25 protein-coding genes are annotated in these 25,499 nt (G+C 71.2%); all 25 read right to left on the minus strand.

Features of this window, described 5'->3' with window-relative positions:
- A partial coding sequence (locus IBX62_07030; protein MBE0476829.1) for a polyribonucleotide nucleotidyltransferase occupies positions 1-2,182 on the minus strand: 2,182 nt, incomplete at its 3' end.
- A 180-nt stretch (positions 2,183-2,362) separates the two neighbouring features.
- On the minus strand, positions 2,363-2,632 hold the full coding sequence (gene rpsO / locus IBX62_07035; protein ID MBE0476830.1) for a 30S ribosomal protein S15: 270 nt from the start codon (positions 2,630-2,632) through the stop codon (positions 2,363-2,365).
- 180 nt (positions 2,633-2,812) lie between these two features.
- Complete coding sequence (gene ribF, locus IBX62_07040) at positions 2,813-3,760, minus strand: riboflavin biosynthesis protein RibF (GenBank protein MBE0476831.1); 948 nt, start codon at positions 3,758-3,760, stop codon at positions 2,813-2,815.
- Entirely contained in the window at positions 3,757-4,743 is a 987-nt protein-coding gene (gene truB, locus IBX62_07045; GenBank protein ID MBE0476832.1) for a tRNA pseudouridine(55) synthase TruB, read from the minus strand. The genes ribF and truB overlap by 4 nt, the downstream gene beginning before the upstream one ends.
- On the minus strand, positions 4,740-5,717 hold the full coding sequence (locus tag IBX62_07050) for a DHH family phosphoesterase (GenBank protein ID MBE0476833.1): 978 nt from the start codon (positions 5,715-5,717) through the stop codon (positions 4,740-4,742). Before IBX62_07050 ends, truB begins: the two co-directional genes overlap by 4 nt.
- Entirely contained in the window at positions 5,714-6,070 is a 357-nt protein-coding gene (rbfA, locus tag IBX62_07055; GenBank protein ID MBE0476834.1) for a 30S ribosome-binding factor RbfA, read from the minus strand. Before rbfA ends, IBX62_07050 begins: the two co-directional genes overlap by 4 nt.
- 61 nt (positions 6,071-6,131) lie before the next feature.
- Entirely contained in the window at positions 6,132-8,549 is a 2,418-nt protein-coding gene (infB, locus tag IBX62_07060) for a translation initiation factor IF-2 (protein MBE0476835.1), read from the minus strand.
- Positions 8,537-8,851, minus strand: coding sequence for a YlxR family protein (locus IBX62_07065; GenBank protein ID MBE0476836.1), 315 nt, complete (start codon positions 8,849-8,851; stop codon positions 8,537-8,539). The genes infB and IBX62_07065 overlap by 13 nt, the downstream gene beginning before the upstream one ends.
- Positions 8,852-9,985 carry a transcription termination/antitermination protein NusA gene (gene nusA / locus IBX62_07070; protein ID MBE0476837.1) on the minus strand — a complete coding sequence of 378 codons (1,134 nt, stop codon included), beginning with the start codon at positions 9,983-9,985 and terminating at the stop codon, positions 8,852-8,854.
- Positions 9,982-10,470, minus strand: coding sequence for a ribosome maturation factor RimP (locus IBX62_07075; protein MBE0476838.1), 489 nt, complete (start codon positions 10,468-10,470; stop codon positions 9,982-9,984). Before IBX62_07075 ends, nusA begins: the two co-directional genes overlap by 4 nt.
- Before the next feature lie 178 nt (positions 10,471-10,648).
- Entirely contained in the window at positions 10,649-12,382 is a 1,734-nt protein-coding gene (locus tag IBX62_07080) for a proline--tRNA ligase (protein MBE0476839.1), read from the minus strand.
- 38 nt (positions 12,383-12,420) lie between these two features.
- Entirely contained in the window at positions 12,421-12,882 is a 462-nt protein-coding gene (locus tag IBX62_07085; protein MBE0476840.1) for a Gfo/Idh/MocA family oxidoreductase, read from the minus strand.
- A 113-nt stretch (positions 12,883-12,995) separates the two neighbouring features.
- A complete protein-coding gene (gene ispG / locus IBX62_07090; GenBank protein ID MBE0476841.1) occupies positions 12,996-14,033 on the minus strand; it encodes a flavodoxin-dependent (E)-4-hydroxy-3-methylbut-2-enyl-diphosphate synthase in 1,038 nt (345 codons plus the stop codon).
- A gap of 103 nt (positions 14,034-14,136) precedes the next feature.
- Complete coding sequence (locus tag IBX62_07095; GenBank protein ID MBE0476842.1) at positions 14,137-15,402, minus strand: site-2 protease family protein; 1,266 nt, start codon at positions 15,400-15,402, stop codon at positions 14,137-14,139.
- A gap of 193 nt (positions 15,403-15,595) precedes the next feature.
- Entirely contained in the window at positions 15,596-16,756 is a 1,161-nt protein-coding gene (locus IBX62_07100; GenBank protein ID MBE0476843.1) for a 1-deoxy-D-xylulose-5-phosphate reductoisomerase, read from the minus strand.
- Between the two features lie 47 nt (positions 16,757-16,803).
- Positions 16,804-17,673: a phosphatidate cytidylyltransferase gene (locus tag IBX62_07105; GenBank protein ID MBE0476844.1), complete on the minus strand. Its 870-nt coding sequence runs from the start codon at positions 17,671-17,673 to the stop codon at positions 16,804-16,806.
- Positions 17,673-18,392: an isoprenyl transferase gene (locus tag IBX62_07110; GenBank protein ID MBE0476845.1), complete on the minus strand. Its 720-nt coding sequence runs from the start codon at positions 18,390-18,392 to the stop codon at positions 17,673-17,675. Before IBX62_07110 ends, IBX62_07105 begins: the two co-directional genes overlap by 1 nt.
- 59 nt (positions 18,393-18,451) lie before the next feature.
- Positions 18,452-19,009: a ribosome recycling factor gene (gene frr / locus IBX62_07115; protein MBE0476846.1), complete on the minus strand. Its 558-nt coding sequence runs from the start codon at positions 19,007-19,009 to the stop codon at positions 18,452-18,454.
- Positions 19,010-19,014: 5 nt separating this feature from the next.
- Positions 19,015-19,824 (minus strand): UMP kinase, encoded by an 810-nt coding sequence (locus IBX62_07120; protein ID MBE0476847.1) that lies wholly within the window; start codon positions 19,822-19,824, stop codon positions 19,015-19,017.
- A 48-nt stretch (positions 19,825-19,872) separates the two neighbouring features.
- Positions 19,873-20,496, minus strand: coding sequence for a translation elongation factor Ts (tsf, locus tag IBX62_07125; GenBank protein MBE0476848.1), 624 nt, complete (start codon positions 20,494-20,496; stop codon positions 19,873-19,875).
- A 90-nt stretch (positions 20,497-20,586) separates the two neighbouring features.
- Positions 20,587-21,429, minus strand: a complete 843-nt coding sequence (gene rpsB, locus IBX62_07130; protein MBE0476849.1) for a 30S ribosomal protein S2 — start codon at positions 21,427-21,429, stop codon at positions 20,587-20,589.
- A gap of 190 nt (positions 21,430-21,619) precedes the next feature.
- Positions 21,620-22,246 carry a response regulator gene (locus IBX62_07135; GenBank protein ID MBE0476850.1) on the minus strand — a complete coding sequence of 209 codons (627 nt, stop codon included), beginning with the start codon at positions 22,244-22,246 and terminating at the stop codon, positions 21,620-21,622.
- Between the two features lie 58 nt (positions 22,247-22,304).
- Positions 22,305-23,093, minus strand: coding sequence for an RNA polymerase sigma factor WhiG (gene whiG, locus IBX62_07140; GenBank protein MBE0476851.1), 789 nt, complete (start codon positions 23,091-23,093; stop codon positions 22,305-22,307).
- A gap of 83 nt (positions 23,094-23,176) precedes the next feature.
- Positions 23,177-24,076 (minus strand): tyrosine recombinase, encoded by a 900-nt coding sequence (locus IBX62_07145; protein ID MBE0476852.1) that lies wholly within the window; start codon positions 24,074-24,076, stop codon positions 23,177-23,179.
- Positions 24,073-25,416 carry a methylenetetrahydrofolate--tRNA-(uracil(54)-C(5))-methyltransferase (FADH(2)-oxidizing) TrmFO gene (gene trmFO, locus IBX62_07150; GenBank protein ID MBE0476853.1) on the minus strand — a complete coding sequence of 448 codons (1,344 nt, stop codon included), beginning with the start codon at positions 25,414-25,416 and terminating at the stop codon, positions 24,073-24,075. The genes IBX62_07145 and trmFO overlap by 4 nt, the downstream gene beginning before the upstream one ends.
- Between the last annotated feature and the right edge of the window lie 83 nt (positions 25,417-25,499).

A 25,499-nucleotide genomic window follows, 5' to 3' on the forward strand; every position in this document is an offset into this window, starting at 1 on the left:
CGCCGCCCTCTCGCGGGCCGCCCTCTCGCGGGCCGCCCTCGCGGCGCGGACCGCCGCCCTGCGGGCGGCCGCCCTCGCGGCGCTCGCCGCCGCCGGCGGACGGGGGCGCCGGCGGCTTGTCGAGGCGGTCGAGGCTGACCTTGCCCCGCTCGTCCACGTCGATGATCTCGACCTCCACCTCGTCGCCCACGTTGAGCACGTCCTCGACCTTGTCGATGCGGCCCTGGGCCACGCGGGAGATGTGCAGCAGCCCGTCCTTGCCCGGGATGAGCTCGACGAACGCCCCGAAGCTCTGGACGGAGACGACGCGGCCCCTGTACTTCTCGCCTATCTCGGGTTCCTTCACGATCATCCTGATGCGACGCGCCGCCTCCTCGCCGCCCTGGTCCCGGGCCGCGATGAAGACCGTGCCGTCGTCCTCCACGTCGATGTCGGCCCCGGTGGCCTCGATGATCCCGCGGATGATCTTTCCGCCCGGGCCGATCACGTCGCGGATCTTGTCGGTCGGGATCTTCAGCGTCAGGATCGTCGGCGCGAACTCGGAGAGGCTGTCGCGCGGCGCGGAGATCGCCTCGAGCATGCGCTCGAGTATCCAGGCCCGCCCGGTCTTGGCCTGGGTGAGGGCCTGGCGGAGGATCCCGATCGAGAGACCCTTGGCCTTGTTGTCCATCTGCAGGGCGGTGATCCCGGACGGCGTGCCCGCCACCTTGAAGTCCATATCGCCGAGGAAGTCCTCGAGGCCCTGGATGTCGGTGAGCACGGCCACCTGGTCGCCCTCCTTGATGAGGCCCATCGCCACGCCGGAGACCGGGGAGGAGATCGGCACGCCGGCGTCCATCAGCGCCAGCGTCGAGCCGCAGACCGAGCCCATCGACGAGGAGCCGTTGCTCTCCAGCACCTCGGACACGATCCGGATGGTGTACGGGAACTCCTCCTCGGCCGGGATCACCGGCAGGAGCGCGCGCTCCGCGAGGGCCCCGTGCCCGATCTCCCGGCGCTTCGGGCCGCGCATGAAGCCGGTCTCGCCCGTGGAGAACGGCGGGAAGTTGTAGTGGTGCAGGTAGCGCTTGCCCTCGGCCACGTCGATCGTGTCGATGCGCTGCCACTCGGACAGCATCCCCAGCGTGAGCGCGGAGAGCACCTGCGTCTGGCCCCTGGTGAACAGCCCCGAGCCGTGGGCGCGGGGGATGTAGCCGACCTCGGCCGTGGTCGCACGCACCTCGTCGACCTTGCGGCCGTCGGCCCGCTCGCCCTCCTCCAGCACCATCCGCCGCATCGTCCGCTTCTCGAGCTCCTTGAGGAGAGTCTTGACGTCGCGGCCGTACGCCAGGAGCTCCTCTTCGGCGAAGGAGTCGGTGATCTCCTTCTTCACCTGCGTCACGGCGTCCATACGGGCGTGCTTGTCCGGGTTGTGCAGCGCGGCGCGCATGCGGTCGGAGGCGGCCTCGAAGACCCGGCGGCGAAGCTCCTCGTCGACCCCAGCCATCTTGACCTGCATGGGCTGGATGTCCAGGCGTGCCAGCAGGCGCTCCTGTGCTTCGCAGAACGCCGAGATGGCCTCCATCGCGAACGCGAGCGCGTCGAGCATGTCCTCCTCGGAGACCTCCGCGGCTCCCGCCTCGATCATGAAGACCGCGTCGCGGGAGCCGGCCACGACGAGGTCCAGGTCGCTGCCGTCGCTCTCCGCGAACGTGGGGTTGACGAGGAACTCGCCCCCGACTCTCGCGACCCGCACGCCGGCGAGCGGCCCCTCGAACGGGATGCCGGCGGCCATGACCGCGGCCGAGGCGCCGGTGACGCTGATGATGTCCGGCTGGTGCACCTGGTCGGCCGAGAGGACGGTGGCGATCACCTGCACGTCGTTGCGGAAGCCCTCGGAGAACGCGGAGCGCAGCGGCCGGTCGATCATCCTCGCGGTCAGTATCGCCTTCTCGGATGGCCGCGCCTCGCGCTTGATGAAGCCGCCGGGCAACTTGCCGGCAGCGTACATCCGCTCCTCGAAATCCACGGTGAGCGGGAAGAAATCGAGGTCCTTGGGCTCGCGCGAGGCGGTGGCCGTGACGAGCACCATCGTGTCGCCCTGCCTGACGACGACCGCCCCGCCGGCCTGCTTGGCCAGCTCGCCGGTCTCCAGCGTGTAGGTCTTCCCGTACAGCTCGAAGCGTTCGGTTACCTTCTCCATCCCGTCCTCTTCCCGCCGAGGGCCCTCCTCGGCGCGTTTCGCGTCCCGCCCCAGCGGGACTTCTCGTCGGCCGCGGTCACTCCGCAGCCCTCCCGGGGCGCCGTGCTCGCGTGAACGCGGACGCCCACATGCGGCAAGGCGGGAGCCGTGAGCTCCCGCCTCGTAGCATTCCCGTATCGGCTATCCGCGGATGCCGAGTTTGGCGACGATCGTCCTGTACCGGTCGATGTCGCTCTTCTTGAGGTAGTTGAGCAGCCGGCGCCGCTGGCCGACGAGCTTCAGCAGGCCGCGCCGGGTGTGGTGGTCCTGCTTGTGCATGCGCAGGTGCTCGGTCAGGTCGCCGATCCGCTTGGAGAGCAGCGCGATCTGGACCTCGGGCGAGCCCGTGTCGCCGTCGCGCATGGCGTGCTCGCCGATGATGCTCGCCTTCGTGTCCTTGGACAGAGGCATCAGTCTCACCGTTCCTCTCGCATTCGCCCCGCGCCGAGAACCCCGCTGGTGAGGAGCGAAGGTCCAAGCCCGGGGTAGGGGCAACCCGTGGAGTATAGCACGGAGCGGCGTGACCGCCATCGGGCGAGGCCGAGCGAGGGCCGGCCGACGAGGTCCGCGGCCGCGCGCCGCTGGGACGCGTCAGTCCGGTCCCTCCCCCTCCTCGGCGACCTCGCCCGCCCGCTCGAGGTCGTCGCGCAGGGCGTCGGCGAGGTCCGCCTCCGCCTCGAAGGCGTGCAAGTCCCGGAGGCGCTCGAGGAACTCGAGAGTGAGCGTCCGGCCGTACAGCCCGCCGGAGAAGCCGACGAGCGCCGCCTCGAGCACGTGGCGGGAGTCCGGGAACGTCGGCGGATGCCCGACGGAGATCCCCGCGGCGTACGTGCGGTCCTCCAGCCTGACCCTGCCGGCGTAGACGCCTTCGGCGGGCAGGGCCGCGTGCTCGACCGGCCGGAGGTTCGCCGTCGGGGTCCCCAGGCGCGACGAGCCGTCGCCGCGACCGTGCTCTACGACGCCCCGGACGCGGTGCGGCCTGCCGAGGAGGCGGCGGGCCTGGGACACGTCGCCCTCGGCGACGAGGTTCCGTATGCGAGTGGACGTGACCGGCTCGCCGCCGACGCGGACGAGCTCGTGGCCGACGACCTCGAAGCGGTGCGACTGCCCGAAGAGCCGCAGTGTCTGGAGGTCGCCGCGCGCCCGGTGGCCGAAACGGAAGTCCTCCCCGACCATGACGGTGAGAGGCTCCATCGAAGCGAGCACCACGCGCGCGAGGAACCGCTCGGGGGTCATCCGGGACACGTACTCGTCGAAGGGGACCACCAGCACGGTGCGTGCACCGAGGTCGGCGATGAACGCCAGCTTGTCGTCCACGGGGAGCAGCTGAGGCGCCGCTGACTCGGGGGTGAGGACCTGGTCAGGGTCCCGGTCGAATGTCACGGCCACGGGCCGGGCGCCGGCGAGCTCCGCGGCCGAGACGGTGGCGCGGATGAGCGCCTGGTGCCCGACGTGCACCCCGTCGAAGACCCCGATGCAGGTCACGGCCGGGCCGAGCGAGGGCATCTCAGGGTCCCAGTAGCGAACGATCGCGCTCACGCCCGTCCCTTCTTGCCGTGGCCGCAGGAGGCCGCGGCCTCCGGGGCGCTCGCCGGCGAGGGCAGCACCACCGCCGGTGACAGCGTGTCGCCCTGGCGCCGGTGGACGGCGACCAGGTGCGCTTCGGCCACGATCGCGGCGTACCCGCCGTCGGGAACGTCCGTCTCGGAGCAGCGTAGCGCATCAGCGTCCAGTGATGCTCCCGCCGCGACCCGTGCGGCCGCGCGAGCGTCGACGGAGACCGCCGGCAGGCCGAGGGAGACCACCGGGTCCGCGAAGAGCTCGGCGACCCTGCCGGCCCGCCCCGCCTGGGCGACGTCCTCCAGGGTGAGCGCGCCGGCCAGCCCCAGGCCGCCGCTGGCGGTGCGCACCAGCCCGCCGAGGTGAGCCGCCGTGCCCGTCCGCCTCCCCAGGTCGCGGGCGAGCGCGCGCACGTAGGTGCCGCTCGTGACGGTGAGCTCCGCGTGCCAGACCAGCGGCGGTCCGGGCTCGACGCCCAGCAGCTCGGCCTCGTACACCTCGACGGACCGCGGGCGGAGGCGCGCCTCGCCGCCCCGGCGCGCGATCTCGTAGGCCCTGCGGCCGGCGAGCCTGACGGCCGAGTACGCCGGCGGCGTCTGCTCCTGCGGGCCGATGAGGCCTGCCAGCGCGCGGCGCGCCTCGGTCTCGTCGGCCAGCGCCGCGGGGACCTCCGCGGTCCGCACGACCTCGCCCTCGGCGTCGTCGGTGTCGGTCTCGGAGCCGAAGGCGATCGCGGCGTGGTACGTCTTGGGGTGGTCCGTGAAGAAGCGCGCGAGCCGCGTCATCGGGCCCACGAGGACCACGAGCAGTCCGGTGGCGAGCGGGTCGAGCGTGCCCGCATGGCCCACCCGCCTCTCGCCGGTCGCGCGGCGTACCACGTTGACGACGTCGTGGCTCGTCATCCCTAACGGTTTGTCCAGGGGCAGGATGCCGCACAGCGAAGTCGCGCCGCGCTTGCTCACGCCGCCTCGCCGCCGGGCAGCATCGGCAGGACCCTGCCGAGGAACGTCCGCAGGTCGCCGTTGCGGTAGGTGAGCCCCGCGGCGGCGGTGTGTCCGCCGCCGCCGAAGGTACGCGCAACGGAACCCACGTCGAAGCCCCGTTTGGCCCTCAGGTTCACGCGCAGCTCGCCGCCGCGGTCGCGGACGAACACGACCACGTCCACACCGCCGAGCATGCGCAGCATGTCCACGAGGTGCTCGGTCTCCTCGGGCAGTGCGCCGGTCTCGGAGAAGTCGCGGTCGTCGATCCAGGAGTACGCCACGTGGCCGCGGTTCGTCACCGTGAGCCGGTCGAGCGCGCGTCCGGTGATGGTCAGCGCACCGGGGGAGCGGCTCTCGTACACGTTGCGCGCGACCCAGGCGGCGTCCACGCCGATCTCCAGCATCTCCGCCGCCGCGCGGAAGGCGGCAGGCGTTGTGTTGCCGTAAGCGAAGCGGCCGGTGTCCGTGAGCAGCGCCGTGTACAGGCAGGTGGCGATGTCCGGGTTCGGCTTCACCCCGAGGTGCGGCAGCAGCCTCCATACGATGCAGGCCGACGCGGGTGCGTCCGCGTCGACGAGGTTCACCGTGCCGAAGCGGCGGTTGTCCGGATGGTGGTCGATGACCAGTCTCGCGTCCGCTCCTGCGGCGAGCCGCTCCGCCACGCCGAGGCGGTCGAGGTTCGGCGCGTCCAGGGAGACGAAGACCGCGGGGGGGTCCAGGTCCGCCGCGGGGATGTAGCCCTCGAACCCGGGCAGGAACGCGTACGTGGCGGGGGCGGGACGCTCGTCGGCCAGCGTGGGAACGGCAGCCGTGCGGGTCTCGCGCAGGGCATGGACGAGAGCCAGCACGGATCCGACCGCGTCGCCGTCGGGCCGTACGTGCGACGCGCATACCACCGAGGGCGCTCCCCTGAGCAGCGCCGCGGCGGCCGTGAGGTCGCTCTCCGCGATCACTCGGCCTCCTCGTCCGGCTCCTCCGCACGCGGCGGGGCGTGTTTGAGCGCCTCGGCGATGCGCATCCCCTCGTCCACGCTCTGGTCGATTCGGAACTGCAGCTCGGGAAGGTACTTCATCCGCACGCGCCGGCCGAGGCCGCTCCGGATACGGCCCGACGCCGACCGCAACCCTTCGAGCGCGGCCTGGTAGCGCTCCTCGTCACCGTGCGCGATGACGAACACCGTCGCGTGGCGGAGGTCGGGGCTGACCTCGACGCCCGTGACCGTGACGAGCTCCACGCGCGGATCGGAGACCTCGTCGACGAGCGTGTCGGCGAGCGCCTCCTTGACCGTCTCGTTCACCTTGCGCATGCGTCCGGTCGTCACGAGCCCTCGCTCCCGAGGCGCGGTTGTGTCGGACTCGCCGGAGTCCCTACGCCTCTCGGGCCACCTCGACCGTCTTGAAGGCCTCTATGACGTCGCCTTCCTTGATGTCCTGGAAGCCCTCGATGCCTATACCGCACTCGTAGCCGGCCTTGACGGACTTGACGTCATCCTTGAAGCGGCGGAGCGAGGCCATACGGCCCTCGAAGACCACCGCTCCGTCGCGCACGACACGCACCTGATCGTCCCGGTGCACCTCGCCCTCCTGGACGTAGCAGCCCGCGACGACACCCTGCTTGGGCACGCGGAACAGCTCCCGGATCTCGATGCGGGCGGTGTCCCGCTCCTCGATCGTGGGGGCGAGCATGCCGACGCGGGCGGCGTTGATCTCCTCGATCGCCTGGTAGATGACGCGGTACAGGCGGATGTCCACGCTCTCCTCCTCGGCCAGCGCGCGGGCCTTGGGTTCCGGGCGCACGTTGAAGCCGATGACGATGGCGTCGGACGCGTCCGCGAGCATGACGTCGGTCTCGGTGACCGCGCCCACGCCGGAGTGGATGACGTTGATGCGGACCTCGGTCTGGTCCATCTTGTTCAGCGCGTCCTTCAGCGCCTCGATCGAGCCTTGTACGTCGGCCTTCACGATGAGGTTCAGGTCCTTGAGCTCGCCCTCCTGGATGCGCGCGAACAGGTCGTCGAGCGTGACGTGCGTCTTCTTCTCCTGTGCGAGGAGGCGCTTCTTCAGCGCCCGCTCCTCGGCGAGCTGGCGCGCGGCGCGCTCGTCGTGCATGACCTTGAACTCGTCTCCCGCGGCCGGCACCGAGGACAGACCGAGGACCTCGACGGGGTCCGCGGGACGTGCGGTCTCGACCATCTCGCCCAGCGGGTTGACCAGCGCCCGGACACGCCCGTGGCTGGTGCCGGCGACCAATGCGTCTCCGACGCGCAGCGTGCCGCGCTGCACGAGCACCGTGGCGACCGGTCCTCGCCCGCGGTCGAGCTTCGCCTCGATCACCACGCCGGAGGCCGACGCACTCGGGTTCGCCTGGAGCTCCTGCATGTCCGCCGTGAGCAGGATCATCTCGAGGAGGTCCTCTATGTGGAGGTTCTTCTTCGCCGAGACGTCCACAAACGTGTTGGTGCCTCCCCACTCCTCGGGGACGACCTCGTGCTCGACCAGCTCCTGGCGGACCCGGTCGGGGTTCGCGTTCTCCTTGTCGATCTTGTTCACGGCCACCACGATGGGGACACCGGCCGCCTTGGCGTGGTCTATCGCCTCCACCGTCTGCGGCATGACGCCGTCGTCCGCTGCGACCACGAGCACGGCGACGTCGGTGACCTTCGCGCCGCGTGCCCTCATGGCGGTGAAGGCCTCGTGTCCGGGCGTGTCGATGAAGGTGATCTGCCGGTCGTTCTTCTGCACGACCGACGCGCCGATGTGCTGCGTGATGCCGCCGGCCTCGGTGGCCGCCACCCCCGTGGACCGGATCGCGTCGAGGAGCGACGTCTTGCCGTGGTCGACGTGGCCCATGACGGTGACGACCGGCGCCTTGGTGACGAGGTCCTCCGGCCGGTCCTCGTAGACCTCGGCGATCTCCTCCTCGGGCGCTAGGACGGTGACCGGCCGGCCCATGTCTTCGGCGATGACCTCGATCGCCTCGCGGGACATCGCCTGGTTCACCGTCAACGGGGCGCCCAGGAGCATCAGGCGCTTGATGATCTCGTTGTGCGGCACGCCCAGCGCGTCCGCGAACTCGCCCACCGTCACGCCCTCGTTGACGGCGACCGGCTCGGCGGGCGCCTCGGCGGCGGCCTCGGCGGGCGCCTCGGCGGGCGCCTCGGCCTGCCGGGCCTTCCTGCCCTTCTTGCCGCGGCGGGCCTGCGGCTGCTGGACGGCGGCGGCCTTGGCGGCCTCGGCGAGGATCCGTTCACGCGGGACGACGGGGGCCGTCGCGGCAGCCGCGGCCTCGGCCTCGCGGGCCATCCGGCGGTAGCGCTCCTCCTCCTCCTTCTCGAGGCGGGCGGCCTCCTCGGCCTCGCGCGCGAGGCGTGCCTCCTCCTCGGCCCGCAGGCGCTCCTCGGCCTCGCGCCGAGCGGCCTCGGCGGCCTCCTCGGTCTCGCGCCTGGCTCGCTCCTCGGCCTCGCGCCTGGCTCGCTCCTCGTCCTCGGCGCGCCGGGTCTCCTCCTCCTCGGCCCGCAGGCGCTCCTCGGCCTCGCGCCGGGCCGCCTCCTCGGCCTCGCGCCGGGCCGTCTCCTCGGCCTCCTTGCGCGCGCGCTCGGCTTCCATGGTGGCCTGCCGTTCGGCGATCTCGGGCCCCAGCGCCTTGCGGATCTTGTCGACGTACGCCTCCACCAGGGTGGATGCGTGGTTCTTCGCCGGGATCCTCATCTCGGCGAGCCTGTCGAGGAGCTCTTTCGAGCTCATGCCGAACTCCTTGGCGAGCTCGTGGACTCTCATCGCGGGCATCGCGTCACCGTCCTTGCGTCGAGGCCGCCTCCGAGCAGCGCCTCGAGATCTCGTCTCAGCCTGTCCACGTCCTCTTCAGTGAGGTTGACCCTGAGTGCCGACGCCAGCCGGCCGCGCCTCACCGCGGCCTCGAAGCACTCCATCCGCGCGCACACGTACGCGCCCCGTCCGTTGGCCTTGCCCGTCGGGTCGAGCTCCACGTCGCCCTCGGGAGTACGGACGAAGCGCACGAGCTCGCGCTTGTCGTCGGGCTCGCGGCACCCCACGCAGGTCCGCGTCGGCGTCTTGCGCGCCTTGGGCATCTACTCGGAGTCCTCCTTCGTATGCACGCCGCAGTACACGCTGCCCGGCCTGGCCTGGTTGCGGCAGCGGATGCCCGAGGACGTGACGGCCACGCAACGGCCGTCGAACTCCGCCTGGGCGCCCTTCTCCGCCTGCACCGCGGCGATGCCGGCATCGATGGCCTGGCTCGCGCTCTTGATGTCGATCCTCCAGCCGGTGAGCTTCGCGGCGAGGCGGGCGTTCTGCCCCTCCTTGCCGATGGCGAGGCTGAGCTGGTCGTCGGGGACGATGACGGTGGCCGTGTGGGTGTCATCGTCCACGAGCACGGAGGAGACCTTCGCCGGCGAGAGGGCGTTGCCCACGTAGGTGGCCGGGTCCTCGTTGTGGGGGACCACGTCGATGCGCTCGCCACGCAGCTCGCTCACGATCATGCGCACACGGCTGCCCTTCGGCCCCACGCAAGCGCCCACCGGGTCCAGCCCCGGCTCGCGGCTCGCGACCGCGACCTTGGAGCGCAGGCCGGGCTCGCGAGCGACGCTCTTGATCTCCACGACGCCGTCGTAGATCTCGGGCACCTCGAGCTCGAAGAGCCGGCGGATGAGCCCGGGGTGTGTGCGCGAGACGACGATGGCGGGCTCCGTGGAAGTCTTGCGGACCTCGGTTATGTAGGCCTTGATGCGCTGGTTGTGGTCGTAGCGCTCGCTGTGAGGCTGCTCGGACGGCGGCAGGAGGGCCTCGACGCCCTCGCGCAGCTTGATGAGCGTGTAGCGGGAGTCCGACTGCTGGACGGTGCCGGTGACCGACTCGCCCACCCGGTCCGCGTACTCCTCGTAGATCTTCTCGCGCTCGGCCTCGCGGATCGACTGCATGATCACCTGCTTGGCCGCCTGCGCCGCTATCCGCGACACGTCGGCAGGCGTGATGTCGCGGTCCTCGGTGACCGGCTCCTCCTCGGTGCCACCCACGGGCACGAGCTCGTAGACGTGGATGCGGCCGCTCTCGCGGTCGATCGTCACCCGTGTCTCGTTCTCGAGGTCCATCATGCGTCTGTACGTGCTCGCCAGCGTGCTCTCGAGCTTGTCGAGCATCTCGTACTCGTCGATGCCCTTCTCCCGTGCGAGCTGGCGGAGGGCCTCCATCAGTTCCGAGCTCATCGGCACCCCGCTCCTTCCTCACCGAAATCGATCTCCGCCTTCAGCCGCGCCTTCGCGATGGCCGAATGCGGCAGGCGGTACGTCGTCCCGTCGATCTCGAGCAGCACGTCTCCGCCGTCCATCCCCAGCAGCGTGCCGGTGAAGTTCGCGCGCCCCTCGATCGGGCGCGCGGTCTTGACCGCGGCCACCTTCCCGGCGAAGCGCTCGAAGTCCGCCGGCTTGACCAGCGGACGGTCGATGCCCGGTGAGGAGATCTCCAGCGTGTACGCTCCGGGCAGCACCTCGTCGACGGCCGGCGCGACCCAGCGGTTCGCCTCGGCTATCGCGTCGAGGTCGATCCCGCCTTCCCTGTCCAGGAACACGCGCACGACCGGTCCGCCGCCCGCGCCGCCGCCTGCGGCCTCGACGGCGACGAGCTCGTATCCGTGGCGGCCGGCGAGCGCGTCGAGCGTCTCGGCGAGCCGTCCCGCCAGGTCCTGCGCCATCTCCGGCCTCCCTTCACCACGTCTTGCGTGCCCAGAACAAAAGAAGCGGGAGCAAGCCCACTTCTCGCAGGAACGCTTCTTCCGACCTGTTCGGTCGAGTGATTCTAGCAGTATGCCGCGCCCTGGTCAAAGCCGCTTCCAGGGGAGATGACCGGCCGCGGCGAGCGCGGACGCGGCGTCAGACGGAGGCCGTGCGCGCCTCGCCGACCAGGTCCGCCACGCGGTCCGCTGCCTCGGCGAGCGTGAGCGTGGAACGTGCGCCGCCGGCTCGCTCCTTCAGCTCCACCGCCCCCTCGGCGAGGCCGCGCGCCCCGACGACCACCTGGTACGGGAACCCGATGAGGTCGGCGTCGGCGAACTTCACCCCCGCGCGCTCGTCGCGGTCGTCGATGACGGTCTCGACCCCCGCGTCGGCCAACGCCGTCCAGACGTGCTCGGCGGCCTCCGCCGGTTCGCCGCCGCCCAGCGGGATGACCGCGACCTCCAGAGGCGCCACCGAGACCGGCCAGGATATCCCCGCGTCGTCGTTGTGCTGCTCGATCACCGCGGCCAAGGAGCGCGTGACACCGACGCCGTAGCAGCCCATCACGAACGGCCGCTCGGTGCCGTCCTCGTCGGCGAAGGTGGCGCCCATCGACTCGGAGTACTTCGTCCCGAGCTGGAAGACCTGACCGACCTCGATGCCGCGGGCTCCCATGAGCGTACCGGCGCAACGCGGGCACGCATCCCCCGGCTGAGCCACGACGAGGTCCTCCCAGCGATGCACGGCGAAGTCGCGCCCGGGCATGGCGCCCTTGAGATGGCCGTCGCGCTCGTTGGCCCCGACGATCCAGCTCGTGTCGGCCTCCAGCGACCGGTCCGCGACCACCAGGGTGGCTTCGGGCGGGTCCGCTGGTCCGAGGGAGCCTTTGGGGATGCCGAAGACGTCGAACTCCTCCTCGGCCAGCAGGCGGACGCCGGGGACGGCTCGTCCCGCCTTGACGGGATTGAGCTCCCGGTCGCCGGGCAGGCAGAAGTAGACGAGCCGCGCCTCCCCCTCGTCGTCGACGACGCCCGCCATGGTCTTGACCACGTCGGCGGGCCCGATCCCGAAGAACTCCGCGACCTCGGCGATGGTGCCCGCGCCGGGCGTGCGCACGCGCTCCATCGCGACCGGCTCCGATGTCGAGGGCGACCGCGGGATCACGGTCGAGGCGGCCTCCACGTTGGCTGCGTAGTCGCAGCCCTCGCAGTAGACCAGCGCCGCCTCTCCGCTGTCCGCCAGCGCCATGAACTCCGTCGTCACGCTGCCGCCGATCTGGCCGCTCTCCGCTTCGACGGGGCGGTAACGAAGCCCGAGGCGCTCGCAGATGCGGCCGTAGGCGCGGCTCATCGCCTCGTAGTGCTCCTGCAGCGAGTCCTGGTCGGCGTGGAAGGAGTACGCGTCCTTCATGATGAACTCGCGTCCGCGGAGCAGCCCGAAGCGCGGCCGGACCTCGTCGCGGAACTTGACCTGGATCTGATAGAGCGAGACCGGCAGGTCCCGGTAGGAGCGCAGCTCGTGGCGGACGAGCGCGGTGATGAGCTCCTCGTGCGTGGGCCCCAGGGCGAAGTCGCGCCCGTGGCGGTCGGTCAGGCGCATCAGCTCCGGCCCGTACAGGTCCCAGCGGCCGGACTCCCGCCACAGCTCGGCGGGCTGGACCGCCGGCATGAGCATCTCCTGGCTCCCGACGGCATCCATCTCCTCGCGCACGATACGCTCCACCTTGCGCAGCGCGCGCAGCCCCAGCGGCAGGAACGTGTAGATCCCGCCGGCCGCCTTCCGCATCATGCCGGCTCGGAGCAGCAGCCGGTGGCTCGCGATCTCCGCCTCGGCGGGTACCTCCTTGAGGGTGGGCGCGTACAGCCCGCTCATCCTGAGAGCGACTCTCATGGGTCTCCCGTTCGCGCTGGCCTTCGATCCCGCCGCGATCATCCCGCCGCGTCGGCGTCGTCGTCCTCGATCTCGCAGGGGCCGAGCTCGCTCCACTCGTCGATCCTGACGCCGATCCCGACGTCCGTCGGGTGCATCGTCGGGACGAGGGTGTGCGCATCGGCGGCGAGGCTCAGGATGAGCCGCGCCACGAGGTCGTGCACGATGATCGTCGTGTCGTTGCCCTGCTCCAGCAGCGCTTTCTTCAGGTGTGGCTTGACGTCCGGGTTCCCCGTCACCTCGATGATCAGGTCGTGCTCGGAGGACCGGGCGACGAGGTCGTCCAGCCGTGTCACGAACGGGATGCCGAACTGGGCGGCCTTCTTCGCTCCCGGGCTGTCCGGGTCGCGGTCGCACACGGCCATGACGTCGATGAACGGACGCGTGGCGAAGTCGACGAGCAACGCGCTGCCCTCGCGGCCGCACCCTACGATCGCCACACGCACCCTGTCCTCTGACATCGCAGCCTCCCGTCGCCTCCCGTGGTCACGGACACCGGACGCGGCACCGCGAGGCTCGTGAGCGGCGGCGCCAACGGCAAGCATAGCAGAGCGCATGGCGCTCGAAGGGCGCGCTAGGTGAGGCACCCCTCCCCGAGGCGGCGGACCTCTTCCATGAGCGCGTCGACGATCTCGGCCTCGGGTACCTTGCGTACCGGCTCGCCCTTGGCGAACACGAGTCCGACGCCCGCGCCGGCGGCCACTCCGACGTCCGCGTCGCGCGCCTCGCCGGGGCCGTTCACCACGCAGCCCATCACCGCCACCTTGAGGGGCGTGCGGACGTCACGGAGCCTGCGCGAGACCTCCTCGGCTATGGGTATCAGGTCGACCTCGCAGCGCCCGCACGTCGGGCAGCTCACGAGCTCCGGCGCGTTGCGGCGGATGTCGAGAGCGCCGAGGATCTCCCAGGCCACCAGGACCTCGTCGACGGGATCGGCGGTCAGCGAGACGCGGAGCGTGTCACCGATGCCCTCGGCGAGCAGCACCCCCAGGCCGACGGAGGACTTGACCGTCCCCGCGACGGAGGTCCCGGCTTCGGTGACGCCGAGGTGGATCGCGTAGGGCACCTCCTCGGCCAGGCTCCGGTACGCGTCGACGGTCGTGACCACCGAGGAGGCCTTCGCCGAGACCACGATGTCGGTGAAGCCGCGCTCCTCGAAGTGTCCGCAGAAGGCCACCGCGCTGGCCACCAGCTTCTCGGCGAGCGGCCAGTCGCGGTCGCGGTACTCCTCGGCCAGCGAGCCCGCGTTGACGCCGATCCTGATCGGGACGCCCGCCTCGCCGGCCGCCTCGATCACCGCGTCGACCCGCGCGGCCGCTCCGATGTTGCCGGGGTTGACGCGCAGCTTGGCCGCGCCGAGGCGGCACGCCTCCATCGCGAGGCGGTGGTCGAAATGCACGTCGGCCACGACCGGCAGCGGGGAGCGAGCGCAGACGCGCGCGAAGCCGGGAAGCGCGTCGGCGTGCGGGACGGCCACGCGGACGATCTCGCACCCGGCGTCCGCCAGCCTGCCGATCTGGGCGAGCGTGGCCTCGGCGTCGCGCGTGTCGGTGTTCGTCATGGACTGGACGGCGATGGGCGTCATCCCCCCTATCGGGACGTCGCCGACCATCACCGGCCGGCTCTCGCGGCGATCGCGCAAGCCTGGGACCTCCTCTCCGGGGATGCGACGGGGCGCAGCGGGGCGAGCGGCGCCGCCCGGCGCCGGTCCTCGCCTAGCCGTTGGCGAGCCGGAGGACGTCAGCGTACACCAGGTAGCCGATCAGCGAGAACAGCAGCATCGCCCCGGCTATGCTCAGCCCGAAGGAGACCTCGCGGCGCAGGGGGTGCCCGATGACACGCTCGACGGCCTCGACGGCGATCTTGCCGCCGTCCAGTGGCGGTATCGGCACGAGGTTCAGCGCGCCCAGCGAGAGCGAGAGCAGCGCGACTATCCACGCGTAGTCGATCGGGCCGGTCCTGGCGGCCTCGGCGACGATGACGCTCGCCCCCACCACGCTGCTCGCGCCTTGCAGCGAGGCCCGGAACGTCTCGGGGTTGAAGAACCCCGCGATGGCCCGGAAGACCAGCCCCACGAACCGCAGGCTCTCGACGAACGCGCCGCCCAGCCCGAACTCCCGCTTCACGAGCGAGGGCTGCACGCCCAGCAGCGGCTGTCCCTGGTCGCCCTCACCGAGCGTGACCTCGGCCTGCATGGGCCGGCCGTCCCGCACGAACTCCACCGTCACGATCCCCCCGGGCTCCCAGCCCCCGACGCGCATCACGAGGTCCTGGAACGTGCGGACGCGCTCGTCCTCGACGGCGACGATCTCGTCGCCGGCTTCCAGGCCCGCGGCCTCGGCGCCGGAGCCGGGCACGACGGAGTCCAGCTTCAAGGACAGCTCGAAGTACCCGAAGACCGACAGCACGGCGGTGAAGACCAGCACGGCGGTCACGAGGTTGACGACGACGCCCATGGAAAGGATGGTCACGCGCTGCCAGGTCTTCTTGCCTCGGTAGGTCTCGGACCGGAGGCGGGCGAGGAGCTCGTCGGCGGACTCGCCCGCCTCGAGGCGGGCGACCGGCAGGTAGGAGACCTTGTCGTCCGGCGCCGCTTCGAGTGCCGCGTAGTCCTGGAGAGTGACGAGGAGCCTGGCCGCGTGCGTCTCCTCCACGGCGATCGCCGATGCGAGCGAGCGGGCGTCGACGCGCTCGGAGGTCACCGCCGCTCCCAGCGCCCGTGCCAGGAGCGGATCCTCCGGGCCGGGCTCCATCCCCGCTATGCGGACGTATCCGCCCAGCGGGACGGCCGTGACGCCGAACGTGGTCTTGCGCCCCCGGAACCGGATCGCGGGGCCGGGCAACCCGATCATGAACTCGTGGACCTTCACGCCGAAGGCCCGGGCGGCGAGGAAGTGGCCGCCCTCGTGGAGCACCACCAGCAGCGAGAACGTGATGACACCCCAGATCACCGCGTCGGCGACCGGAAGTCCCAGCGACACGCGCGTACCCCTCTCACCCGGCCAGCCGCCGGGAGTCGTCTCGGTCGTTCGGCGCCGGGTCCTCCCGTAGCCGAAAGGGCTTATGCCCGCGGCGGCGGCGCCGCTGACATCGAGCAAACCACGGACCAGCGCTTGAAGCGCCTTCCAGGGGCCCGCTCCGCTGTCGTTCGAGCGGGAAGGGACGCGTGCGGCGCTACGGCAGCCCGAGCGCCTCGCGTGCCGCGCGGCGCGCCCAGCCGTCGGCGGCCTCGACCTGCTCGATGGAGCGCAGCGGCTCGGGCGAGTGCTCGCCCATGACCCGCTCCACGGTGCGGTCGATGTCGGTGATCGGGCACGCTCCTGCGAGGAACGCCGCCACGGCGACCTCGTTGGCGGCGTTCATCACAGCCGGCATCGTCCCTCCCGCGCGGCCCGCCTCCAACGCCAGAGCCAGGCAGCGGAAGGTCTCCGCGTCCGGCTCCTCGAAGCCCAGCGTGCCGGCTGCCTCGAACCGGACCGGCGCGACCGGCGCCTCCCACCGGCCGGGGTGGCTCAGCGCGTACTGTATCGGGATCCGCATGTCGGTGGGTCCGAGGTGCGCCTTGACCGAGGCGTCGGCGAACTCGACCATCGAGTGGACCATCGACTGCGGGTGGACCACGATCCGGACACGGTCGTAGGGCAGCCCGAAGAGGTGGTGGGCCTCGATGGCCTCCAGCCCCTTGTTCATCAGTGTCGCCGAGTCCACCGTGATCTTGGGTCCCATCGTCCAGCGAGGGTGGCGCAGCGCCTGGTCGGCGCTCACCCGCTCGAGCTCCGCGCGCCCCATGCCCCGGAACGGTCCGCCCGAGGCTGTGAGCCACAGGCGCGACACGTCCTCGGGCATCTCGCCGAGGAGGCACTGGAAGAGCGCCGAGTGCTCGCTGTCGACCGGCACGAGCTGGCCGGCCGGTGCAGAGGTGACCAGTTCGCCGCCGGCGACGAGGGATTCCTTGTTCGCCAGCGCGAGACGCTTGCCGCTGCGCAGGGCGCGGAGCGTGACCCTCAGCCCCGCGGAGCCGACCAGGGCGTTGAGCACCACGTCGGCCTCGTCGCCGCCGGCCAGCGACTCCACGGCCTCCGGCCCGTGCGCGACCGGCCGGCCGAGGATCCGCGACGCCTCCTCAGCGGCCTCGGCGTCGGTGAGCGCGACGCGCTCCACCTGCGACGCCGAGGCCTGCTCGGCGAGGGCGGCGCCGGAGGTTCCCGCGGCGAGCGCGACGACCCGCACCCGCTCGGGGAAGCGCTCGGCGACCCGCAGGGCCTGACGCCCGATGGAGCCGGTGGAGCCGAGGACCGCCAGGCGGAGCGGCCGATCCGGCGGCGGGGACGCCAACGCGCGTCGCACCGGCCCCGGCAGGCAGGCTCCTCCCGGCACGGCCGTCACGGCGAGCCCCCCAGCGAGAGTATCCAGAACGTGACGACCGAGACGGTGATGAGGCTGTCGAAACGGTCGAGGACGCCGCCATGACCGGGGATCAGAGTGCCCGAGTCCTTCACTCCCGCGAGGCGCTTGACGCGCGACTCGGCCAGGTCTCCGAGGAGCCCGGCGAGGGCCGCGGCGACGCCGACGGCCGCCATGAGCACCGCGGGCTGCGGCAGCGCCAGGAAGGCGGCGAACCCCACCCATGCGCCGACGGTCGCCAGGAGTCCGGCGGCGAACCCCTCCCACGACTTGCCCGGTGAGAGCCGGGGCGCGAGCTTGTGCCGGCCTATCGCGACCCCGATGACGTATCCGGCCACGTCACCGGCCCACACGCCCAGCACCGCCACCAGCGCGAGCCCGGGGCCACCACCCTCCAGCCCCTGCAGGAAGACGAGGTGCGCGAGTCCGAGACCGACCCAGGCGACCGCGAGCGCGGCCGATGCCGCGCCCGTGGCGGTCGACCCCACGGCGGCGGCCAGCCACAGCAGAAGAGCCGGCACGAAGACGGCCATCGCCGCGACGGCGACGAGGACCGCGGCCGTGGACACACCGGCCGGTTCGCCGGCGGCCACCATGGAGGAGGCTCCCGCGCCGGCGGCCAGCGGGAGCGCGGCGGCGCCGATCCCGCCCAACGCCACGCTGCCGCGGGTCGCGCCGGGAAGCAGGCGGCAGAGCTCCGCGGCGGCGAGGCCCGCGGCGGCCGAGAGCAGCGCGCCGAGCCCGAGCGGGCCGCCGAAGAGCACGGCGGCCAGGAACACCACCCCGAAGACCAGCGCGCTGGCCAGGCGCACGCCGAGCTTGGCGAACCCCTCCTCCCACCCGGACACTACGTGCCTCCGTAGCGTCGCACGCGGCGCTGGTAGTCGACGACGGCGCGGAGCAGGTCGTGGCGGCGGAAGTCGGGCCAGAGCGAGCCGGTGACCCACAGCTCGGAGTAGGCCATCTCCCACAGCAGGAAGTTCGACAGCCGCATCTCCCCGCTCGTGCGGACGACCAGGTCCGGGTCGGGGACGTCCGGCGCGTAGAGCCGGGCCGCGACGGCGTCCTCGGTGACGTCCTCGACGGCGATGCGGCCGGCCGCGGCCTCGGCGGCAAGCGCGCGGGCGGCGTCGGCGACCTCGGCGCGTCCGCCGTAGTTGAGCGCCACGAGGAGAGTCACGCACTCCCGGTCCGCCGTGCGCGCCTCGGCGCGGTCGAACGCCTCGCGCGTCTTGCGCGGCAGGCCCTCTCGGCGGCCGAGGACCCTCAGGCGCACGCCTTGCTCCTCGAGCTGGCCGACCTCGCGCTCGAGCACCTCGGCGAAGAGCTGCATGAGCCCCGAGACCTCCTCGGGCGGCCGCCGCCAGTTCTCGGACGAGAACGAGAAGATGGTGAGGTAGCGGATGCCCAACTCCAGCGCCGATGAGATGAGCTCGCGGACGGCCTTGACGCCGGCCTTGTGACCGGCGATGCGCGGCAATCCGCGACGCCGCGCCCAGCGCCCGTTGCCGTCCATGATCACGGCCACGTGCGCGGGGACGCGATCGAGGTCGAGCTCGCCGAGGATCCCGGCGTCACGCTTGCTCGAGAAGAATGCGGCGAGAGAGGACCGGTCGGGCACGAGGCCTAGACCTCCATTATCTCCGCTTCCTTGCGCGCGAGCATCTCGTCGATCTCCTTGACGTGCGCGTCGGTGAGCTTCTGGACCTCGGCCTCGGCTCTGCGCATGTCGTCCTGCGAGATCTCGTGGTCGCGCTCGGCGTGCTTGAGCCTGTCGTTCGCCTCGCGGCGGATGTTGCGCACGGCGACGCGGGCGTCCTCGGCGTAGTGCTTGGCGAGCTTCACGAGCTCGCGTCGGCGCTCCTCGGTGAGCGGCGGGAACGGGACCCGGACGACCTGCCCGTCGTTGCTCGGGTTCAGCCCGAGGTCGGAGGTGCGGATCGCCTTCTCGATCGCGCCCATGGCGCTCCTGTCGTACGGGCTCACGACCAGCATCTGCGGCTCGGGCGCGGTGACGGAGGCGAGCTGGAGCAGCGGCGTGGGGGTACCGTAGTACTCGACCTTGACCGGCTCTAGGATCTGAGCCGCCGCACGCCCGGTGCGGATCGTGCCGAACTCGTGCCCGAGCGCGACGGCGGCCTTCCCCATTCGGCCGTCGGCGTCCTTGATGATGTCGGTGATCATCTGCCTCAGATCCCTCCTCTGACGACGGTGCCGACGGGCTCTCCTCTCAGGGCCCGCTCGATGTTGCCCTCGGTCTCCATGTTGAAGACCAGGATGGGCAGGTCGTTGTCCATGCACAGGGATATGGCCGTCGCGTCCATGACGCGCAGCCCGAGGTTGAGCACGTCGATGTAGGGCAACTCGTCGAAGCGGACGGCGTCCGGGTTCGTGGTGGGGTCGGAGTCGTAGACACCGTCGACCTTCGTCGCCTTCATGATGCACTCCGCTCCGATCTCCAGCGCGCGCAGGGAGGCGGTGGTGTCGGTGGTGAAGTACGGGTTGCCGGTACCGGCGGCGAAGATGACGACGCGCCCCTTCTCGAGGTGACGGATCGCGCGGCGCCGGATGTAGGGTTCGGCGACGGCCCGCATCTCGATGGCGGACATCACGCGCGTGAAGACCCCCTGCTTCTCCAGCACGTCCTGCAACGCGAGCGAGTTCATCACGGTCGCGAGCATGCCGATGTAGTCGGCCTGGGCGCGGTCCATGCCCTCCGCCGAGGCGGCGATGCCGCGGAAGATGTTGCCGCCCCCCATGACGATCGCGACCTGCACTCCCGCGGAAGCGACGCGGCGGACCTGCCGGGCGAGCGAGTCGAGCACGTCCGGGTCGATGCCGTAGCCGACGTCGCCCAAGAGCGCCTCGCCGGAGAGCTTGAGAAGGACCCTGCCGTACCTGTAGCCCTCCGCGCTGCCGCTCTCCGTCACGGGACGCTCCCCTTCCGCTCGTGCACGCCTCGCCCTCGCGGCGGATGCCGTGACGGCGTCAGGTGCCATTGTAGACGAACGGGCCGGCTCTTCGGCCGGCCCGTGGGCGCGCCGTGACTATCCGGCCGATCCCGCCGGCTCCCGGGACGACTCCCCGAGCACGTATCGAGTGAACCGCGAGATGACGATGTTCTCTCCCAGCTTCCCGACGAGCTCACCCAGGTACCGCTCGATCGTGATGTCGGGGTTCTTCACGTAGGCCTGCTCCATGAGACAGACCTCCTTGAAGAACTTGTCGAGACGGCCCTCGGCGATCTTGGCCTGGATCCGCTCGGGCTTGCCGGTGGCGGCCGCCTGCGCCATGTAGATGCCGCGCTCGTGCTCGACGAGCTCCGCGGGGACCTCCTCGCGCCGGACGAACAACGGCGCGGCGGCCGCGACGTGCATCGCGACGTCCTTGACGAATGCCTGGAAGTCCGCGTTACGGGCGACGAAGTCGGTCTCGCAGTTCACCTCGACGAGCACGCCGATGCGGCCGCCCGCGTGTATGTAGGAGCCGATGACGCCCTCGTTGGCGGCCTTGCCCGCCCGTTTGGCGAGGTCGGCGAGCCCCTTGGTACGCAGGATGTCGACGGCCTTCTCCACGTCCCCGCCGGCCTCGGCGAGGGCGGCCTTGCAGTCCATCATGCCCGCGCCCGTACACTCGCGCAGGTCCTTGACCATCTTGGCGGTGATCTCCATCGTCGTCCTCCTCCTGTGAGCGGCCCTCCTCGGGCACGGCGAAGGGCGGGTCCTTGACTGGATACCCGCACGAAGCGCAGGACGCACGCTCTACTCTGCCGGCGCCTGCTCGGCCTCGGGCGCGGCAGCCTCCGTTTCCGGGCTCTCGGCCGCCGCCGCCGGCTCGGAGGGCTCCGGCTCCCGCGCCTCGACGATCGGCTCCTCGGGCGCCGGGGCCGCGGGCGCGGGCTCCTCGGCGGCCTCGGGGCCTTCGAGCGCCGCGCGCCCCTCGGCGGCGGCATCCGCTATGACGCGGCACATCAAACCGACGGAGCGGATGGCGTCGTCGTTGCCGGGGACGACGAAGTCCACTTCATCCGGGTCGGCGTTCGTGTCGACCACCCCGATGATCGGGATCCGCAGCCGTCTCGCCTCGGCCACGGCGATGGCCTCGCGCTTGGTGTCGATCACGAACAGCGCGCCGGGCAGCTCGCGCATCTCCCGGACGCCGGCGAGGTTGCGCAGGAGCTTCTCGTACTCCCCACGCAGCTTGAGCGCCTCCTTCTTGGGGAGCGCGGCCATGGAGCCGTCCTCCTCCATGCGCTCCAGCTCCTCGAGCCGCGACACGCGGGTGCGCATGGTGACGAAGTTCGTGAGCATCCCGCCGAGCCAGCGCTGATTCACGTAGGGCTGCCCGGAGCGGACGGCCTCGGCCGCCACAGGCTCCTGGGCCTGTTTCTTCGTCCCGACGCAGAGGACCTTCTCGCCGCGTGCCGTGAGCTCGCGCACGAACCGGTAGGCCGCGTCCAGCTCGCGCAGAGTGCGCTGCAGGTCGAGTATGTAGATCCCGTTGCGCTCGGTGAAGATGTACGGCTTCATCTTCGGGTTCCAGCGGCGCGTCTGGTGCCCGAAGTGGACCCCGGCTTCGAGCAGGGTCTTCATGGAGACGGTCATGGCGGTGGTACCTCCCGGTCCTCGGTTGTCCCTCCGCCCGCCTCTACCTCCCGCCACGACCCGGCGCCTGCCTGCTGCGTCGGGCACCCCGCGCGGGAGTCCGCGGGCGTGTGTGATGAAGAGCCGGTGTAGTGTATCACAGGCGGCCCGGCGAACAGGTCGTCCTCGCGCCGATGCACCCGCTGGTGCGTCATCCCTTGAACGACCCTACGCGGACGGATCGCCCCCGGCTAGAGACTCCTCTGGCAGGCGGTGCAGACGAGGTGCGCGTCGAACCAGCTCGGCCTGTCCTCCTTGGGCAGCAGCTCGATCGCGAGCTCCGCCTGACAGGCCGGGCACCAGAACCTCCGCTGGAGCTTGAGGTGCTCGACGAGGGCGTCCGCGCCGGCTCATGGTCCCGTACGGACAGCGTGAACGCCGGCTGTCCGCTGGCACGTCCCGAGATGTAGTCGAGCGTCAGCCGGATCTTCGTAGCGACGGCGGCCGGTTTCGCCTGGTTCTTGATCAGGTAGTCGACCGCCCCGAGGGACAGGCCGCGCTCGACGTCGGCCTCCTGTCCGAGGTTCGACAGGATGATGACCGGGATGTGCTCGGTATCCGGTTCCTGCTTGAGGGTCTCGAGTACCTCCAGCCCCCCGACCCTCGGCATGATCAGGTCGAGCAGCACGAGGTCCACCGGCTCGGAGCGGACGATATCGAGGGCCTCCAAGCCGTCGGAGGCCGTCGTCACCTCGTATCCCTCCTGTGCGAGCTTGTCCGCGTAGATGCGTCGAAGGAGCTCCGTGTCCTCGACCACGAGTATCCGTTCTCCGGCCAAAGCGCCTCCCTCCCGTCGACGCCCGGCGGGCCTCCCTCGACGGATCCGGCACCCCGCCCTAGGCTCGCGGCACCCGGCCCTGCGCCGAATGCAGTCGCGCCCGCAGGCGAAGCACGGACTTCGTGTGCAGCTGGCTCACCCGAGACTCGGTCACTCCGAGGACCTCACCGATCTCCTTGAGCGTCAACCCTTCGTAGTAGTAGAGCGCGATGACGATCTTCTCGCGCTCGGGCAGCCGCTCTATCGCGCCGGCGAGGATGTCCTTGATCTCCTCGCTCTCGAACGCGGCCACCGGGTCCTCCGCGGACTCGTCCTGGATGGATCCGATGATGCTCGACCGCTCGTCGCGGTCGCCTGCCGTCCAGAGCTCCTCGAAAGAGACCACCGACGCGTAGGAGAGCTTCGCGAGGACGCCCTGGAGCTCCTTCATCGAGATCCCCATCTCCTCGGCGACCTCGGCGTCCTCCGGGACACGGCGGAGGCGGTTCTCGAGGGTGATGTAGGCCTGCTCGATCTCTCGCGCCCTCGCGCGGACGGAGCGGGGGACCCAGTCCATCGCCCGGAGCTCGTCGATGATCGCGCCCTTTATGCGGGCGATCGCGTAGGTCTCGAACTTGATCCCGCGCTCGGGCTCGTACTTCTCGATCGCGTCGATCAGGCCGAAGATGCCGTAGCTGATCAGATCGGCGGTCTCGACGGTCTGCGGGAGGTTGGAGGAGAGGCGCCCGGCGACGTACTTCACCAGCGGCGAGTAGTTGAGGATGAGCTGCTCCCGCGCGGCCGGGTCCGCCGTCTCCTTGTATGCCGCCCAAAGGGTGGCCGTGTCGGTGCGAGCGTCCTGCTTCAAGTACAACAACGCCCCTCTGTCGCCGCACCCTCCGTCCGGCGCCGTCGGGTACCGGCCGACGACAGCGGCGGAACCGCGAGGATTCAGGCCCGAGGGTGAGCTCTGTGATGCACGTCACGTAGCCGCTTGGTGCTCAGATGAGTATAAATCTGGGTGGTAGACAGCGCAACGTGACCGAGGAGTTCCTGCACGGTGCGCAGGTCGGCGCCGCCTTCGAGCAGATGGGTGGCGAAGGTGTGGCGCAGCGAGTGCGGTGTCAGGCCGAGACCGACGGCGGCGGAGTCAAGGTGTCGCGCCATCATCCGGCGCGCGCCTCCGGCGGAGAGCCGCCCGCCGAGACGGTTGAGGAACAGCGCATCGACGTGCTTGTCCTTCAGCAGGGCCGGCCTGCCCTCCGACAGGTACGCTGCGACCCTCGCGCAGGCCGCGCGGTGCAGCGGCACGATGCGCTCCCGGGACCCCTTGCCGAAAGCGCGCAGTTGCCCAGCCGCCAGATCGACGTCGCCGACGTCGAGCCGCTCGAGCTCACCGATCCGCAACCCGGCGGCATAGAGGAGTTCGAGGATGGACCGGTCGCGAAGGCCGAGCGGTCTGGCCGGGTCGGGGGAGTCGAGCAGCGAGGCGAGCACGACGCCAGGGACGACGCGCGGGAGGCGTGCCGGCTGCTTCGGCGCGGAGAGCACGGTGGCGGGGTTGGCGTCGGTCTCACCGCGCAGCACCAGGAAGTCGAGGAACGAGCGGACCGCTGAGAGCCGCCGCGCTATGGTGCGGCGCGAGTAGCCGGCGCGGTCGAGCTCGCCGAGGAAGAGCCGGAGACGCTTGTGGCCTGGCGCGACGGGGTCGACCTCTGTCCGCGAGGCCCAGTCGAGGTAGGCTGCGAGGTCCGAGGCGTATGCGGCGACGGTGTGCCGCGAGGCGGCACGCTCGACCCGCAGGTGCTCGAGGTACGCGTCGACGAGCGCCTCGCCCCGCCGGCCGGTCATCGGGGTCCCCCCGGCAGCATGTCCGCGCTCTCGGCGATACAGGTAGCCATCGCGAGCCTCGCTCGCTCGGCGTACGCGGCGCAGCGGGCACGCTTGCCCTTCACCGGCGGGTCCAGCGGGGGGAGCAGGCCGAAGTTGGCATGCATGGGCTGGTAGTCGACCGTGTCGGGGTCGGTCGCGTATCGGACGAGGGCCCCCAACACGGTCTCCGGAGGCAGGACGATCGGAGGGCGGCCGGCGAGCGCCGCGTGGACGTTCACGGCGGCGAGCAGTCCGGTGCCCGCGGCCTCCAGGTACCCCTCCGTGCCGACGAGCTGGCCGGCGAACCAGATGCCGGGGTGTCCTCGCAGCTCGAGCGAGGGATCGAGGAGACGGGGAGCGTCCACGAACGTGTTGCGGTGCATGACCCCGTAGCGCAGGAACTCCGCCCGCGCGAGGCCCGGCAGCGTCCGGAACACGCGCCGCTGCTCAGCGAAGGTCAGGTTCGTCTGGAAGCCGACGAGGTTGTAGGCGGTGCGTCCGCGGTTCTCGGCCCTCAGCTGGACGGCGGCCCACGGCCTGGCGCCCGTGCGCGGGTCCACGAGCCCCACGGGCTTCATCGCACCGAAGCGAGGGGCATCGGCTCCCTTCCTGGCGACCTCCTCGATAGGCTGGCAGGCCTGGAAGAGCTCCGCCGGCTCGAACTCCTTGGCTCGTACCCGTCGGGCGGCGAGCAGTTCGCCGATGAACGCCTCGTACTCTTCACGCGACAAGGGCAGGTTCAAGTAGTCGTCCCCTGCTCCCTTGCCGTAGCGGGAGGCGGCGAAGGCGACGCGGCGATCCACCGAGGCGGCGTCCACGATCGGCGCGGCCGCGTCGAAGAAGGAGAGCCGAGCCGGACCGATGAGGCCGGAGAGCGCGCTTTCCATGGCAGGGCTGGTGAGCGGCCCCGTCGCCACGATCGTGGCCTCCGTCTCGGGAAGGGACTCCGCCTCGCGACGGTCCACCTCGACGAACGGGTGTGACTCGACGGCCTCGGTGACTCCTCGTGCGAACCTCTCGCGGTCGACGGCGAGCGCGGCTCCGGCGGGGACGCGGTGGAGCCGGGCGGAAGCCATGACCAGGCTCCCGAGGTCCTCCAGTTCGCGCTTGAGGAGCCCGGCGGCCGTGTCCGGGTCGTCGCTCTTGAGCGAGTTGGAGCAGACGAGCTCGGCGAAGGAACCACCGTGGTGCGCGGGGGTGTGCCGAGCCGGGCGCATCTCGACGAGACGGACGCGCAGGCTGCGGGTCGCGAGCTGCCAGGCCGCCTCCGCGCCGGCCAGGCCGGCACCGATCACGGTCACGCAGGCTCCTGGGGACACGTCGCCTCCTGACGGTTGCAGCCGGCGCCGCCATTGTACGTCAGGCCCCGGCGCCCGAAGCGAACGCGACCGGTGGCGCACGG

The organism is Coriobacteriia bacterium (genome assembly GCA_014859305.1).
Classification (GTDB): domain Bacteria; phylum Actinomycetota; class Coriobacteriia; order Anaerosomatales; family Kmv31; genus Kmv31.